Consider the following 13,990-nt stretch of genomic DNA (forward strand, 5'->3'; position numbering starts at 1 on the left):
CGTGGGCGAGGCGGGATGGAGGGGCAGTTACTCGGCTGCCTCCGCGTAAGCCTCCAGCGGCGGGCAGGTGCAGACGAGGTTTCGGTCGCCATAGACATTGTCGACGCGGTTGACCGGGGACCAGTATTTGTCGACGCGGAAGGCGCCCGGCGGGTAGCAGGCCTGCTCTCTGGAGTATGGGCGGTCCCATTCGCCGACAAGGTCTTCGACCGTGTGCGGGGCGTTCTTCAGCGGGTTGTTCTGCCGGTCCATGCGGCCGTCCTCGATGGCGCGGGCTTCCTCGCGGATCGCCAGCATCGCATCGCAAAACCGGTCGATCTCGGCCTTGGTCTCGCTTTCGGTCGGCTCGATCATCAGTGTTCCGGCGACCGGCCAGCTCATGGTTGGGGCATGGAAACCGCAGTCGATCAGGCGTTTTGCGACGTCGTCGACGCTGACGCCGGCCGAGACGTTGAGCGGGCGCGTGTCGATGATGCATTCGTGCGCGACGCGGCCGGCCTGCGACTTGTAGAGCACGTCATAGGCGCCCTTCAGCCGTGCGGCGATATAGTTGGCGTTGAGGATCGCCACCTTGGTCGCCTGGGTGAGGCCTTCGCCGCCCATCATCAGGCAATAGGACCAGGAGATCGGCAGGATCGACGGGGAGCCGAAGGGGGCCGCCGAGACGGCACCCTCACGGCCGTCCGTCGCCGGATGGCCGGGGAGGTGTGCCGCCAGATGCGACTTGACGCCGATCGGGCCCATGCCGGGACCGCCGCCGCCATGCGGGATGCAGAAGGTCTTGTGCAGGTTGAGGTGGGAGACGTCGGAGCCGATGTCGCCGGGGCGGGAGAGGCCGACCATGGCGTTCATGTTGGCGCCGTCGAGATAGACTTGGCCGCCATGCTTGTGCGTGATCTCGCAGATTTCGCGCACGGTTTCCTCGAAGACGCCGTGGGTCGAGGGGTAGGTGATCATGCAGGCCGAGAGGTCTGCGGCATGCTGTTCGGCCTTGGCGCGAAAGTCGTCGAGGTCGATATCACCATTGTCGCGGACCTTGACGACGACCACCTTCATGCCGACCATCTGGGCGGACGCCGGGTTGGTGCCGTGCGCGGACGTCGGGATGAGGCAGACGTCGCGATGGGTGTCGCCATTGGCGATGTGGTAGTTGCGGATGGTCAAGAGGCCCGCATATTCGCCCTGCGCGCCGGAATTCGGTTGCAGCGAGAAGGCGTCGTAGCCGGTGATCTGGCAGAGCTTTTGCGACAGATCGTCGATCATCTCCTTGTAGCCGAGCGCCTGGTCCGCCGGCACGAAGGGGTGGATGTCGGCAAATTCCGGCCAGGTGATCGGCAGCATTTCGGCCGTGGCATTGAGTTTCATGGTGCAGGAGCCGAGCGGGATCATCGCCCGGTCGAGCGCCAGGTCCCGGTCCGAAAGCCGGCGGATATAGCGGGTCATCTCGCTTTCGGCGCGGTTCATATGGAAGATCGGGTGGGTCATGTAATCGGATTTGCGCAGCAGCGCAGTCGGCAGGCGCCAGGTGGGCTCGAAATCCGAAACCTTGAAATTGCCGCCGAAGGCACGCCAGACGGCTTCGAGGGTGGCAGGCCGGGTGCGCTCGTCGAGCGACATGCCGATGCGGGTTTCGCCGACCTGGCGCAGGTTGACGCCTTCGGCGACAGCGGCGCGCATGATCAGGCCCTGCATATGGCCAACCTCGACGGTGATCGTGTCGAAGAAGGTGTCGGGCTCGATGGTGTAGCCGAGCTTTTCGAGGCCCTTGGCCATCAGCACGGCCTTGCGGTGGACCTGCTGTGCGATGGCCTTCAACCCGTCCGGCCCGTGGAAGACGCCGTACATGGAGGCCATGACCGCGAGCAGGACCTGGGCGGTGCAGATGTTCGAGGTCGCCTTTTCGCGACGGATATGCTGTTCGCGGGTCTGCAGCGACAGGCGATAGGCGCGGTTGCCGCGGCTGTCGACCGAAACTCCGACCAGGCGGCCGGGCATGGCGCGCTTGTGGGCGTCCTTGACCGCCATATAGGCCGCGTGCGGACCGCCGTAACCGACCGGCACGCCGAAGCGCTGCGAGGAGCCTATGGCGATGTCGGCGCCCATTTCGCCGGGGGACTTGAGCAGCGTCAGCGCCAGCGGATCGGCGGCGACGGCGGCGACCGCGCCGGTCTGGTGCAGGCGGGAGATCAGGCCGGTGAAATCGCGGACATGGCCGTTGGTGCCGGGATACTGGAAGATCGCGCCGAACACGTCGACCGGGTCGAGATCGGTCATCGGATCGCCGATGACGACGCTCCAGCCGAGCGGGGCGGCGCGGGTTTCGATCAGCGCGATCGTCTGCGGATGGCAGGCGGCATCGACGAAGAAGGCTGTCGCCTTGGACTTTGCCTGGCGCTGGCAAAGCGCCATGGCTTCGGCAGCGGCGGTCGCCTCGTCGAGCAGCGAGGCATTGGCGACGTCGAGGCCGGTCAGGTCGCAGATCATCGTCTGGAAATTGAGCAGCGCTTCGAGGCGCCCTTGCGAAATTTCCGGCTGGTAGGGTGTGTAGGCCGTGTACCAGGCCGGGTTTTCCAGAATGTTGCGCTGGATGACCGGCGGGGTGATGGTGCCGTAATAGCCCTGGCCGATCAGCGAGACGAGCGCCTTGTTGCGGTTGGCGGTATCGCGCAGCTTGTCGAGCGCCTCGCGTTCGGTCAACGCCGGACCCCAGGCAAGCGGGGTCGTCTGGCGGATCGAGGCCGGCACTGTGGCGTCGATCAGGGCGTCGAGACTTTTGTAGCCGACGACCTTCAGCATCTCGGCCATCTCGGCCGGCGAGGGGCCGATATGGCGGCGGTTGGCGAAATCGTAGGGCTGATAGTCGGTGAAATGGAAATCGGTGCTGTCGGTGGTCATGCGATCAGTTCCTGGTAGGCGGCCTCGTCGAGCAGCGCGTCGGCGTCGGAGGCGGTCTTGAGCTTCAGCTTGAAGAACCAGCCTGCTCCTTGAGGATCGGAATTGACGATCGAGGGATCGTCAACGATCGCCTGGTTGACCTCGGTGACTTCGCCATCCAGCGGACAATAGACGTCGGAGGCGGCCTTGACGCTCTCGACGGTCGCGGCATTGCCGTCCTTGGTCAGTTCGGCGCCCACTTCCGGCAGTTCCACGAAAACGAGGTCGCCGAGCTGCTCGGCAGCGTGGGAGGTGATGCCGACGGTCGCGATACCGTCTTCGAGCTTCAGCCATTCGTGTTCGGCGGTGAATTTCAGCATGGTTCTCTCCGGAGGATTATCGTTTGTAGGTGGGGGTGATGAAGGGGAGTGCGGCGACGGTGAGGGGTAGGTATTTGCCACGCACCTCCGCAAAAATCTGGCAGCCGGGTTCGGCAAAGCGGGTCGGCACGTAGCCCATGGCGACCGGGCCCTCGACCGAGGGGCCGAAGGTGCCGGAGGTGACTTCGCCGAGTTCGATCCGTCCTTCCGCATCGGCATAGAGCTTGGCGTGGGAGCGGACGGGCGCCTTGCCTTCCGGCTTCAGGCCGACACGGCGGCGGGTCGTGCCGTTCGCCAGTTCATCGAGGATGCGGGCCGCACCCGGAAAGCCGCCGGCGCGGACGCCGCCAGCGCGGCGGGGCTTCTGGATCGCCCATTCGAGCGCGGCCTCGATCGGCGAGGTGGTCGTGTCGATGTCGTTGCCATAGAGGCAGAGGCCGGCTTCGAGGCGAAGCGAATCGCGGGCGCCGAGGCCGATCGGCTGGCAGTGCAGGTCTTCGAGCAGCGCCTTGGCGATCTGTTCGGCCTGATCTGCCGGAACCGAAATCTCGAACCCGTCCTCGCCGGAATAACCGGAGCGGGAGATGATGCATTCGACGTCGTGCAGGGACGCGTCGCGGACGTCCATGAACTTCATGGAGGTGACATCCGGCCAGAGAGCCGCCAGTGCGCCCTCGGCGCGCGGCCCCTGGAGGGCGATGAGCGCGCGGTCTTCGAGGAGTTCGACGTCGCAATTGGTCAGGTGCGCCTGCAGGTGGGCGAGGTCGGCGTCCTTGCAGGAGGCGTTGACGACGACGAACAGGTGATCGCCGCGATTGGTGATCATCAGATCGTCGAGGATACCGCCGTTGTCGTCGGTGAAGAAGCCGTAGCGCTGGCGGCCGGGTTTCAGGCCGAGGATATCGACCGGCACCAGGGTTTCGAGCGCAAGTGCTGCATCCTCGTAAGCGCCGGATTTCGCGCGGATGACGACCTGGCCCATATGGGAGACGTCGAAAAGGCCGGCGGCGGTGCGGGTGTGCAGATGTTCTTTCAGCACGCCGGCCGGATATTGCACGGGCATGTCGTAACCGGCAAAGGGCACCATCCTGGCGCCGAGCGACAGATGGAGGGCATGAAGCGGGGTGGTCTTGAGAACGGTTTGATCGTCCAAGGACGCCTCCAGGGTTGGCGCATTTCAAGCGCCGGCTCAGATTCAGGCGCAGTGACGCACCGGTTTATGAGCCCCCTCTGTCTTTGGCGCCTGAGATTGTTATCCCTTCGGCGAGCCCTCTTCGGGCTTCTCTCCAGAGTTCCTGTCGGTCGACTGCTGGTCCTTTTGCCTGAGAGTTTCCGGGGCGGTTGCTCCTTCGGCACCGCATCTAAGCGGCTTCTCCCAGCGAGTCTGGGCGGTATTATCGGCCTCGATCGCCATTTGGCAAGCCCTCCATGTCGCACGAAACACTATTTTTGTCGCAACGCAGCAAACGCGATTTGACCTAATGCAACGGCTGGCGAAATGATTGAAAAAACCGCGGCAAAAAGGGCTTTTGCGCTTTGCCGCGATTTGGGTTATTCCGGCAGGCATTCGAACAGGCGAGACGATGACTGCACGGCTCAACACGGCGGCGACCTCCACGCGCATTTTCTGCGCGATGCTGCTGCTTTTGCTGGGATTTGCCCATCAACCGGTGGAGGCTTCGGCGCCGCTCGATTCCTACAGCGAGGCCTATCGGCTGCCGGACGGCACCTTTGCCGACATCTGCTCGGAAGGCGACCACGGCCATCAGATGCCGGCGGCAAAGCCGCTCTGCGAAGTCTGCCTGCTCTCCGCATCGGTCATCCTGCCGCCGCCGAGAGATGAAACCTGGCCTGGCCGCGAGCGCGCCTCGCTTGCCAACCCGCTGCGCCAGTTTTCCCGACTGCTCGGCAGGAGTGCCGTCGCCCGGCCGAAATCCCGCGCGCCCCCGATCTCGATCTGATGTTTCGACGCTCTCAGATCAATCGCGGTTGACCGGCACGGATGCTGTCACCGTATGGGGATATTCCATGAAGACTTTCACCAAACTCGCTTTCCTCGGCATTTTTGCTGCGACCGGCATTATCATTGCGGGAGCTACGGCCGCTCAAGATGCCCCGGCCAAGGTCGCCCACCTCGAAATCACCAGCGCCTTCACCAAGGCGATGCTGCCCGGTCAGCCGGTTGGCGGCGGTTATCTCACCATCAAGAACAGCGGCAAGTCCGACGACATGCTGGTTTCGGTCTCGTCGCCGGCCTCGGGCACCGTGGAGTTGCACGAGATGGCGATGCAGGGCGAGGTGATGAAAATGCGCAAGCTCGATACCGGGATTGCCATCCCGGCGGGCAAGACCGTCGAATTGACGCCCGGCGGACTGCATCTGATGTTCATCAAGGTCAAGGAACCCTTCAAGCAGGGCGGCCAAGTCCCGGTGACCCTGACCTTCGAGAAGGCCGGCAAGGTCGACATCACGCTGCCGGTCGAGGCGGCGGGGCCGGGCGGCCACATGCACAAGTAAATTCGATGGAGCCCGCTCCCCGGAGCGGGCTCTTTTGTCTCTAGCGCAGCAGTTTCAGGCTGCCGGTCAGCGATTTTATCCATTTCGAAGGCCCGGCGAGGCCGAGCCCGTCGATCTCCTCTTCCGCGAGATCGCGATCGGGGAAGGCCGCCTCGTAGTCGCGGTAATCGTGCAGCGATCTGGCGAAAGCCGGAAAGGGCACGACGGCGCGGTTCTGGATCTGCTCCATGGCTTTCAACATCAGGGATCGGATCGTCTCCGCCTGCGCCTGCAGGATCGGTACCGGCAGGGAAGAACTGATATCGATCGTGCGACCCTGGCGATCGGTCAGCCGGCGAGCCGCGAGCGCGGGCACACGAGCGCCGAGGCCGATCGAGATGGCGCCGGCCGTGTTGGCAAGGAGGCCGAGCGGCAGGGTAGGGTTGACGATGATGGCGATGCGGGTGTCGTCGGTCATGGGCAGGCAGGATATCCATTCATGGAAGGGGATCTGCAGATTACACCCCATCGTCCGGTCGATCCTGCCTTTTACTTCTCCCTTTCCGGACTTTACGGTAGGATCTACCCACTTAGATGGAAATATAGGTAGAACTTGATGGAGAACGACATCGAGCCGGCGGATATACGAATTCTGGAAGCGTTGCAGGACGACGGCCGCCTGACCAATCAGGCGCTCGCGGACAGGATCGGGCTTTCGACATCTCCGAGCTGGCGGCGCGTGCGGCATCTGGAGGAGACGGGCGTCATCCAGGGATACAAGGCGGTGCTGAACCGAAAGGCGATCGGTCTCGGCGTACTTGCCTTCATCCGCGTCAAGATCGACAGCCATAGCGAGGAAGAAGCGGAAGCGTTCGCGGCGGAGGTGATCGGGCTGGACGAGGTGGTGGCCTGTTACAGCATCGCGGGCGACGCGGATTTCCTGCTCCAGGTTGTCTCACCCGATCTCGACGCCTATGCGGATTTCGCCATGTCGACGCTGCGGCGGTTGCCGCGCATCAAGGAAATGCAGACGACCTTCGTGCTGAAGGAGATCAAGGCTTTCGATGGGCTTCCGCTGCGTTTTGCAGGGCACCGGGCCTAAAAATCCTCTCCGGGCTTGCCGGGCGGAGATGTCCATTCTGCCCGACTTGCACGGGCGGAACGCAACCTTCGGGCTTTTAGAGGTTGCTTCGATACAACCTGATCGAGTTGCATCAAGAAATCTTAACAGAAGTCCGCGATGAATATCGCCCAAGACCTCTCATCAAAGGTTTCGGCAATGGAACTGCGACGTTCTCGGGTGATTGCGGCGGCCATTTTCCTCGGCCTGCTCGGAGCAATCATTCCGATTGCCGCGATGGTCTACATTTCGTGGATCATCACGGTCGAGAAACAGCAGAACAATCTTGAGCGGATCGCCGAGCAGACGATCCTGCGCGCGAGCCGAACGTTCGAGGATGCACGGGCGGCGCTCGATTCGCTTGCCTATCCGCGCCTGGTGCCCTGTTCGGAGCAGCACATCGCCCGGATGCGGGTGATCGCCTTCAATACGCCCTCGGTCAAGGAAGTCGGTTATTTCGAGAACGGCCTGTTGAAATGCACCTCCTGGGGGATCGAGGAGCGCATGGTCGACAGGCCGTGGATCGACTACATGACGCCCGACGGCGTGGAAGTGGCCACCCGCGTGCAGCCGGCGGTCAGCATGGGCAACCCGATGATGGCGCTCCATTACGGCCCGTATAACGTGCTGGTCGATCCGGCCCGTTTCGTCGATATCCTGGTGGACCCCGACATCTCGCTGGCGCTCGCCAACCGGCAGGGCATGCTGATCAACGAACTCAATTCCCCGGAAACGGATCTCGTCAACGCCCTGATCGACGAGCCCAAGAACGGCATGACCTCCTCGGCGCTCTATGCGGCGGCACACGACAAGGGGCTGATCGCGATCGCCATGGAGCCGCGTTCCAACCTGACCGGCCGGCTGCGCGAAGAACAGCTCCTGCTGCTGCCGGTTGGTGCCTTCGTCGCCATCTTCATTGTCGGCGTGGTGGTGTGGCTGTCCAAGAAAAGGCTTTCACCGCTCGGCGAGTTGGCGATCGCAGTGCGCAAGCGCGAATTCATCGTCCATTACCAGCCGATCATCGAGCTCAAGACCGGCGTCTGCGTCGGCGCCGAGGCGCTGGTGCGCTGGCGGCGGCCGGATGGATCGCTGGTGCGGCCGGACCTGTTCATTCCGCTCGCCGAGGAGAGCGGGCTCATTCTGCCGATCACCGACCAGGTCATCGAAGCGATCATTGCCGATCTCGGAGGACTGCTCAGGGCGGAAGGTTCGCTGCATATCGCCGTCAACCTTTCCGCCGCCGATGTTACCTCCGGGCGCATCCTCGGCGTGCTTGATGAGAAACTCGCAAAGACCGGGATAGCTGCAGGGCAGATCTGGCTGGAGGCGACCGAACGCGGCTTCATCGACATCGAGGCGGCGCGGACGACATTGACTGAGGCTCGGCAAAGAGGCCACTCGGTAGCGATCGACGATTTCGGCACGGGATATTCCAGCCTGCAATACCTGCAGGGCCTGCCGATGGATGCGCTCAAGATCGACAAGTCCTTCGTCGACACGATCGGCCGCAACAGCGCCACCAGTTCGGTCACCGGCCATATCATCGAGATGGCGAAGACGCTCGACCTTCAGATCGTCGCCGAAGGCGTGGAGACGCAGGAGCAGGCGGACTATCTGAAGGCTCACGACGTGCAGTTTGGCCAGGGCTGGCTGTTCTCGAAACCGCTGCCGGCCGCCGATTTCATCGACTACCACCGGAACGCAAAAGCCCGCTCGGGGAGCGGGCGGGAGAATATCCGGTGCGTGGCGGCCTGAGGGCCCGCCGGGTAATATCAATCTTCCAGATCGCGATAGGCCGATTCGACCTGGCTGTAGGTGACCTGCTGGCGCGGCTTCTGGTCGGCGGTAAGCATGTCGAGCGAGACGGTGGTGGCCGGGATCATGAATTCGGTATCGCCGGGGTCGCCGGCGTTTTCGGCGCGGCGCTGGTTTCGGTCCGCATCGGCCTTGATGTCCCTAACCTGATCCTTGGCCGAGATGCGCCGGCCGGGCTTCAGCGCCTCGATCGCGAGTGCGGCGGTGCTTGCTGATATGCTGACTAGTAGTGTCATGTCGCCTATCACTCTCTTTTCTCAGAATATGATAATTACGGCGGCCCTGATTTGTTCCCCTTTAAACAAAACGCCGGCATTTTATCGATTTGACGATTCTCGTTTCTGTCCTAGAGAGAGCTCGATGACCAACATGCTTCTCGTCGCCATCGGCGGAGCGATCGGCTCCGTCTGCCGCTATCTCGTCGGGCTATGGGCGTTGCGCCTGTGGGGGCCGGCGTTTCCGTGGGGGACGCTTGCCGTCAATATCGCCGGCTCGTTCGCGATCGGCTTTCTGGCCGAGCTCATCGTCCGACGGTTCGACGCGTCGCCCGAGCTGCGGTTGCTGATCATCACCGGCTTTCTCGGCGGCTTCACGACGTTCTCGGCCTTTTCGCTGGATGTCGTGTCGCTGTTGGAGCGGGGCGCGACCATGGTGGGCGTCACCTATATCGTCGCGAGCGTTGCAATCTCGCTCGGTGCGGTTTTCGCCGGACTGGCGCTCGGGCGGGCAATGCTCTAAAGACCGGGCAAAGGGCCGCCGGCCCACACATAAATATGAAAGAGCTTTGATGGCAGGCATCGAGCATATCCGCGTCGAAGCGGACGAAGCGGGAATGCGTCTCGACCGCTGGTTCAAGATCCACTACCCGGGCCTCGGCTTCGGGCCGCTCCAGAAACTGCTGCGCTCCGGACAGGTGCGGGTCGACGGGGGACGGGTGAAATCCGACGCCCGCGTACAGCCGGGACAGACGGTGCGCATTCCGCCTTTGGACGTGGATGCGAAGAAGACGGGTCCGATCGCCGGCAAGGATCTCAAGCATTCCAGCGATTTCGAACTGCTGTCGCGCATGGTCCTGCACGAGGACGAGAAGGTCATCGTGCTCAACAAGCCGGCCGGCCTTGCGGTGCAGGGCGGATCGGGCGTCGCACGCCATATCGACCAGATGCTCGACAGCTGGATCAGCCCGAAGGGCGAAAAGCCGCGGCTCGTGCACCGGCTCGACCGCGACACGTCGGGCGTGCTGGTGATCGCCCGCACCCGCGGTGCTGCCCAGAAGCTGACCGCCGCCTTCCGCGAGCGTGATACCAAGAAGACCTATTGGGCGCTGGTCAAGGGCGTGCCGCGCAAGCACGAGGACAAGATCTCCACCTGGCTGGTGAAGGAACAGACGCCGGATGGCGACCGCATGCGGATCGCCCGGCATGGCGAGGACGGCGCCGACCACGCGGTGTCCTATTACCGGGTGCTGGAAATGGCGGCGCAGACGCTCTGCTGGATGGAGATGGAACCCTATACCGGCCGCACCCACCAGCTGCGCGTCCATGCGCTGCATATCGGCCATCCGATCATCGGCGACCCGAAATATTTCGACGACGATCACAACTGGGATTTTCCCGGCGGCATCCAGAAGAAGCTGCATCTCCACGCGCGCCATATCGACATTCCGCATCCGAACGGCGGACGCCTGAAGGTCACGGCACCTCTGCCGCCGCATATGGTCCAGAGCTGGAACCTTCTCGGCTTCGACATGGAAAACGGCCGCAGGGACGACGAAGAATGAAATTGGTCCTTTTCGATTGCGACGGCACGCTGGTCGACAGCGCGAACCTGATCCACGAAACCATGCGCCGCACCTTCGCCCATTTCGACAAGCCGGAACCGAAGGTGGAAGACACCAAGGCGATCATCGGGCTGACGCTCGACATCGCGATCGCCCGGATGCAGGGCAAGCCGCATGCGGACGAAGAAGCCGTCGAGATGATGGCCTATTACAAGACGCTGTTTGCCGTCGTGCGCCAGGATCTCGGCTTCAAGGAGCCTTTGTTCGAGGGGATTCGCGAGCTGATCGACGCGATCGGTCCGCGTGAGGACCTGCTGATCGGCGCGGTGACCGGCAAATCGCGGCGCGGCTTGAAGCTGGTCGTGGAGACACACGGGTTCGACAAGTATTTCATGGTGTCGCGCACCGCCGACGACTGCCCCTCGAAGCCGCATCCGGCGATGGTGACCGAATGCTGCGACGAGACCGGCATGAAACCTTCCGACACTCTTGTCATCGGCGATGCCATTTACGATATGCAGATGGCGAAGGCGGCCGGCGCCACGGCGATCGGCGTCGCCTGGGGTTACGCCTCGGTGGACGAGCTGAACAAGGCCGGAGCCGACGCGATCATCCATCATCCGAGCGAGTTGCTGAGCCATATCGGCTGAGGTTTTATTTCCATGCGTGACATGTTTCCCGATCCATCCGAAGCGCTGAGCCATCCGGACCCGACGCGGCGGGCGCAGATCCAGATGCACAAGCCGCTGCCGAAGCGCTTCTACAAAGAAGTATCGGTTGCCGAGGGTGAGGGTGGCCATGCCATCCATCTCGATGGCCGGCCGATCAGGACGCCGGCCAAGAACGGGCTCGTCGCGCCAACGGCATGGCTTGCCGAACTGATCCGCGACGAATGGGCAAGCCAGGTGGATGTCATCGATCCCGGCACCATGCCGGTGACGCGCCTCGTCAACACCGCGATCGACGGCATCGCCACCGACCCGCAGGCAGTGTTCGAGGATATCCTGCGCTTCTCTTCGAGCGACCTGCTCTGCTACCGCGCCGAAGGACCGGAAAACCTGGTCGCCCGCCAGAGCGAACAATGGGACCCGGTCGTCGACTGGGCCGCGAACGAACTCGGCGCCCGCTTCATCCTGGTCGAGGGCGTGATGCCCCAAGAGCAGCCGAAGGAAGCGACCGCCGCCTTTGCGGTAACGCTGAAGAAATACGATACGCCGATCGAACTCGCCGTGCTGCACACGGTGACGACGCTGACCGGTTCGGCGATCCTGGCGCTTGCCTTCGCGGAAGGCCGGCTCACCGCCGACGAGGCCTGGACGCTCGCCCATCTCGACGAGGACTGGACGAACGAACATTGGGGCACGGACGCGGAGGCTGAACATCGCCGCGCCAAGCGGCTCGAGGAAATGCGGGCGGCGACCGAAACTTTTCTTGCCTTGAAGCCCTCGGCTTAATCGTTCTCTAACCGTGTTCGTTGGAACATCTGAAGGTGCCGTCTTGCGGGTCCCTTCATGTTTCGTCGTCTGTCTCGTTTCTGTCTTATCGCTTTGATGGCCCTGCCGCTGATGTCGTTCCGTCTGGAACAGGCAAACACGGCGCAGGAGAAACTTCTCTATGACGTACGCGGCGCCTTCGTGACCGCGCGGCCGGATGTCCCGAAGGGATTGGTGATCGCCACCGACATGCTGGTCGACGAGGCGATCCGCGCAACCGTCAGGTCGATCGCCCTGCCGCGGACGATCATCTCGGTACGCATCGAAGAGATGTCGCATATGCCCATGCTGATCGGCAGCCGGCATGAGGCGAAGGTGACGGTGCAGGCGATTTCGGTCAACAGCGGCGAACCGATCGCCAGGGGAACGTTCAAGACGTCGATCTACCTGCTGGACGGCGACACCGCGGACCGCGACCTCGCCGAAAAGATCGCCGACCGCATCTCCAGCGAATTCCGCCTCGACGGTCAGCGCCGTCCAACGATGGCGACCGCGCTGTTTCCGTGAGATTTAGCCCAGCCGTTCCGCGTGCCAGCGGAGATGGTCGTCCATGAAGGTCGAGATGAAATAATACGAGTGGTCGTAGCGCTCGTGCATCCGCAGCGTCACGTCGATATCCGCTCCCTTGGCCGCTTCCTCGAACAGCCAGGGACGCAGGCCGCTTTCGAGGAAGCCGTCGGCCTTGCCCTGGTCGATCAGGAATTCCGGAAAGCGCGCGCCGTCCTCGACCAGGGCGCAGGCGTCATATTGCCGCCAGGTGGAGCGATCGGCGCCCAGATATTTCTCGAAGGCCGGCGCCGACCAGTCGGCGGTCGAGGGCTCGACGATCGGCGCGAAGGCGGAGCAGCTCCTGAAGCGATCGGGGTTCCGAAGCGCGATCGTCATCGCGCCATGACCGCCCATGGAATGGCCGAAAATCCCCTGGCGGTCCATGTCCATGCGGAAATGCTGGCTGACGAAGTTCGGCAGTTCCTCGGTGATGTAGGCGTACATCTGATAGTTTTCGGCCCACGGCTTTTCCGTCGCATCGAGATAGAATCCGGCGCCCTTGCCCATCTGCCAGTTGGTGAGCTCGTCCGGCACGTCATTGCCGCGCGGGCTGGTATCCGGGCAGATGACGATCAGGCCGAGTTCCGCGGCCATCCGCCTGTATTCGCCCTTTTCCATGACGTTGGCATGGGTGCAGGTGAGGCCTGAGAGATACCAGACAACCGGGCAGGGCTCCTTGATCGCCTGGGGCGGCACGAAGACGGCGAAAGTCATCTCGCATTTGCAGGCTTCGGAATCGTGCATGAACACGCCCTGCATGCCGCCGAAGGCAGTGTTCTGGGAAAGGACCTTCATCGGTGCTCCTCGAAAAATATCAGTTGCCCATCGACACGACGGCGTTGACGGCCGCGGCGACAAGGACGGTGTTGAAAAAGAAGGACACGACCGCATGCAGAAGGTTGATGCGGCGCATGCCGGTCGTGGTGATCTGGACGTCCGAAGTCTGGGCGGTCATGCCGATGACGAACGAGAAATAGAGGAAATCGTAGGCGCCGGGCTCGTCGGTTTCGGGAAAATCGAGGCCGCCGCGCTTCGCTTCGTTCTTCTCCGCCTGTTCCTCCGGCCGCCAGAAGCGATGGGCATAGTGCATGGCGAACATGGTGTGGATCGTCAGCCAGCCGAGCACGACGGATGCGAAGGCAAGCGACACGGAGGCAGCACCCGCGGGCTGCGAGCGGTTCAAGGCCTCGAACAGCGAAACAATGGCGGCGGCAACGGCAAGCAAGGTCACGGCGAGGATGACGGGCGCCGGTTCGTCGTCGTTCTGCCCCTTGTCTCTCAACGTGGGGCCGTCGAGCTTGCTGATGCGCGTGGCCATCATGACAAGATAGATCAGGAAGAAGACGACGACCGCAATGCCGGGCGCGAGTTCCGGCATGTAGAGGAGCAGGAACGGCAAACAGACCAGCGAAGCGATGGTGCCGGCGAAGAACGGCCCGTGCCGGTGATAGGTCAATCTGCGCCAGGGGCTCGGCATCCGGGT

The 13,990-nt window shown here is 63.0% G+C and carries 16 protein-coding genes and 2 riboswitches; of the genes, 9 read left to right on the forward strand and 7 right to left on the reverse strand.

Annotated features, from left to right (window positions below):
• Nucleotides 1-27: 27 nt before the first annotated feature.
• From gcvP to gcvT, 3 genes are read right to left on the reverse strand one after another with little or no spacing between them, the layout of a single operon-like run.
• Nucleotides 28-2,895, reverse strand: a complete 2,868-nt coding sequence (gene gcvP, locus C5L10_RS14940) for an aminomethyl-transferring glycine dehydrogenase (protein WP_105430321.1) — start codon at nucleotides 2,893-2,895, stop codon at nucleotides 28-30.
• A complete protein-coding gene (gene gcvH, locus C5L10_RS14945) occupies nucleotides 2,892-3,254 on the reverse strand; it encodes a glycine cleavage system protein GcvH (protein WP_046666948.1) in 363 nt (120 codons plus the stop codon). Before gcvH ends, gcvP begins: the two co-directional genes overlap by 4 nt.
• Before the next feature lie 16 nt (nucleotides 3,255-3,270).
• The gene (gene gcvT / locus C5L10_RS14950; protein ID WP_105430322.1) at nucleotides 3,271-4,407 is read right to left on the reverse strand and encodes a glycine cleavage system aminomethyltransferase GcvT; all 1,137 of its coding nucleotides are present in this window, start codon (nucleotides 4,405-4,407) and stop codon (nucleotides 3,271-3,273) included.
• A gap of 67 nt (nucleotides 4,408-4,474) precedes the next feature.
• Nucleotides 4,475-4,554, reverse strand: a riboswitch (glycine riboswitch).
• Nucleotides 4,555-4,642, reverse strand: a riboswitch (glycine riboswitch).
• Between the two features lie 195 nt (nucleotides 4,643-4,837).
• Between gcvT and C5L10_RS14955 the strand changes: the two genes are divergently transcribed.
• Both C5L10_RS14955 and C5L10_RS14960 read left to right on the forward strand, forming a co-directional pair.
• A complete protein-coding gene (locus C5L10_RS14955) occupies nucleotides 4,838-5,215 on the forward strand; it encodes a hypothetical protein (protein ID WP_105430406.1) in 378 nt (125 codons plus the stop codon).
• A 67-nt stretch (nucleotides 5,216-5,282) separates the two neighbouring features.
• Entirely contained in the window at nucleotides 5,283-5,771 is a 489-nt protein-coding gene (locus C5L10_RS14960) for a copper chaperone PCu(A)C (protein ID WP_105430323.1), read from the forward strand.
• 40 nt (nucleotides 5,772-5,811) lie between these two features.
• Here the strand turns inward: C5L10_RS14960 and C5L10_RS14965 are convergent, their stop codons facing one another.
• Nucleotides 5,812-6,228 carry a DUF2000 domain-containing protein gene (locus C5L10_RS14965; protein ID WP_105430324.1) on the reverse strand — a complete coding sequence of 139 codons (417 nt, stop codon included), beginning with the start codon at nucleotides 6,226-6,228 and terminating at the stop codon, nucleotides 5,812-5,814.
• Between the two features lie 138 nt (nucleotides 6,229-6,366).
• Between C5L10_RS14965 and C5L10_RS14970 the strand changes: the two genes are divergently transcribed.
• Nucleotides 6,367-6,852: an Lrp/AsnC family transcriptional regulator gene (locus C5L10_RS14970; protein WP_105430325.1), complete on the forward strand. Its 486-nt coding sequence runs from the start codon at nucleotides 6,367-6,369 to the stop codon at nucleotides 6,850-6,852.
• Nucleotides 6,853-7,029: 177 nt separating this feature from the next.
• On the forward strand, nucleotides 7,030-8,625 hold the full coding sequence (locus tag C5L10_RS14975; protein WP_105430407.1) for an EAL domain-containing protein: 1,596 nt from the start codon (nucleotides 7,030-7,032) through the stop codon (nucleotides 8,623-8,625).
• A 17-nt stretch (nucleotides 8,626-8,642) separates the two neighbouring features.
• On the opposite strand, the gene C5L10_RS14980 is transcribed toward C5L10_RS14975, so the two are convergent.
• Complete coding sequence (locus C5L10_RS14980; protein ID WP_052751782.1) at nucleotides 8,643-8,921, reverse strand: hypothetical protein; 279 nt, start codon at nucleotides 8,919-8,921, stop codon at nucleotides 8,643-8,645.
• 124 nt (nucleotides 8,922-9,045) lie between these two features.
• On the opposite strand from C5L10_RS14980, the gene crcB reads away from it, so the two are divergent.
• The 5 genes from crcB to C5L10_RS15005 are packed head-to-tail and all read left to right on the forward strand — an operon-like array spanning nucleotide 9,046 to nucleotide 12,465.
• Nucleotides 9,046-9,423 (forward strand): fluoride efflux transporter CrcB, encoded by a 378-nt coding sequence (gene crcB / locus C5L10_RS14985; protein WP_046636229.1) that lies wholly within the window; start codon nucleotides 9,046-9,048, stop codon nucleotides 9,421-9,423.
• Nucleotides 9,424-9,472: 49 nt separating this feature from the next.
• Complete coding sequence (locus tag C5L10_RS14990; protein WP_046666940.1) at nucleotides 9,473-10,465, forward strand: RluA family pseudouridine synthase; 993 nt, start codon at nucleotides 9,473-9,475, stop codon at nucleotides 10,463-10,465.
• A complete protein-coding gene (locus tag C5L10_RS14995) occupies nucleotides 10,462-11,115 on the forward strand; it encodes an HAD family hydrolase (RefSeq protein WP_105430326.1) in 654 nt (217 codons plus the stop codon). The genes C5L10_RS14990 and C5L10_RS14995 overlap by 4 nt, the downstream gene beginning before the upstream one ends.
• A gap of 12 nt (nucleotides 11,116-11,127) precedes the next feature.
• Entirely contained in the window at nucleotides 11,128-11,919 is a 792-nt protein-coding gene (locus C5L10_RS15000; protein ID WP_105430327.1) for an ATP12 family chaperone protein, read from the forward strand.
• Nucleotides 11,920-11,976: 57 nt separating this feature from the next.
• On the forward strand, nucleotides 11,977-12,465 hold the full coding sequence (locus tag C5L10_RS15005) for a hypothetical protein (RefSeq protein WP_105430328.1): 489 nt from the start codon (nucleotides 11,977-11,979) through the stop codon (nucleotides 12,463-12,465).
• Nucleotides 12,466-12,468: 3 nt separating this feature from the next.
• Here C5L10_RS15005 and fghA read toward each other — a convergent pair whose 3' ends face one another.
• Together fghA and C5L10_RS15015 are read right to left on the reverse strand one after the other, a co-directional pair.
• Nucleotides 12,469-13,302, reverse strand: a complete 834-nt coding sequence (fghA, locus tag C5L10_RS15010) for an S-formylglutathione hydrolase (RefSeq protein ID WP_105430329.1) — start codon at nucleotides 13,300-13,302, stop codon at nucleotides 12,469-12,471.
• A 19-nt stretch (nucleotides 13,303-13,321) separates the two neighbouring features.
• Complete coding sequence (locus tag C5L10_RS15015) at nucleotides 13,322-13,984, reverse strand: DUF1345 domain-containing protein (RefSeq protein ID WP_105430330.1); 663 nt, start codon at nucleotides 13,982-13,984, stop codon at nucleotides 13,322-13,324.
• Nucleotides 13,985-13,990: the final 6 nt, after the last annotated feature.

This window comes from Neorhizobium sp. T6_25 (genome assembly GCF_002968555.1).
GTDB lineage: Bacteria > Pseudomonadota > Alphaproteobacteria > Rhizobiales > Rhizobiaceae > Neorhizobium.

Bases quoted from the DNA above. Each gene is read 5' to 3' on its own strand.
- gcvP (WP_105430321.1), bottom strand. From the start codon at position 2,895: ATGACCACCGACAGCACCGATTTCCATTTCACCGACTATCAGCCCTAC.
- gcvH (WP_046666948.1), bottom strand. From the start codon at position 3,254: ATGCTGAAATTCACCGCCGAACACGAATGGCTGAAGCTCGAAGACGGT.
- C5L10_RS14955 (WP_105430406.1), top strand. From the start codon at position 4,838: ATGACTGCACGGCTCAACACGGCGGCGACCTCCACGCGCATTTTCTGC.
- C5L10_RS14960 (WP_105430323.1), top strand. From the start codon at position 5,283: ATGAAGACTTTCACCAAACTCGCTTTCCTCGGCATTTTTGCTGCGACC.
- C5L10_RS14965 (WP_105430324.1), bottom strand. From the start codon at position 6,228: ATGACCGACGACACCCGCATCGCCATCATCGTCAACCCTACCCTGCCG.
- C5L10_RS14970 (WP_105430325.1), top strand. From the start codon at position 6,367: ATGGAGAACGACATCGAGCCGGCGGATATACGAATTCTGGAAGCGTTG.
- C5L10_RS14975 (WP_105430407.1), top strand. From the start codon at position 7,030: ATGGAACTGCGACGTTCTCGGGTGATTGCGGCGGCCATTTTCCTCGGC.
- C5L10_RS14980 (WP_052751782.1), bottom strand. From the start codon at position 8,921: ATGACACTACTAGTCAGCATATCAGCAAGCACCGCCGCACTCGCGATC.
- crcB (WP_046636229.1), top strand. From the start codon at position 9,046: ATGACCAACATGCTTCTCGTCGCCATCGGCGGAGCGATCGGCTCCGTC.
- C5L10_RS14990 (WP_046666940.1), top strand. From the start codon at position 9,473: ATGGCAGGCATCGAGCATATCCGCGTCGAAGCGGACGAAGCGGGAATG.
- C5L10_RS14995 (WP_105430326.1), top strand. From the start codon at position 10,462: ATGAAATTGGTCCTTTTCGATTGCGACGGCACGCTGGTCGACAGCGCG.
- C5L10_RS15000 (WP_105430327.1), top strand. From the start codon at position 11,128: ATGCGTGACATGTTTCCCGATCCATCCGAAGCGCTGAGCCATCCGGAC.
- C5L10_RS15005 (WP_105430328.1), top strand. From the start codon at position 11,977: ATGTTTCGTCGTCTGTCTCGTTTCTGTCTTATCGCTTTGATGGCCCTG.
- fghA (WP_105430329.1), bottom strand. From the start codon at position 13,302: ATGAAGGTCCTTTCCCAGAACACTGCCTTCGGCGGCATGCAGGGCGTG.
- C5L10_RS15015 (WP_105430330.1), bottom strand. From the start codon at position 13,984: ATGCCGAGCCCCTGGCGCAGATTGACCTATCACCGGCACGGGCCGTTC.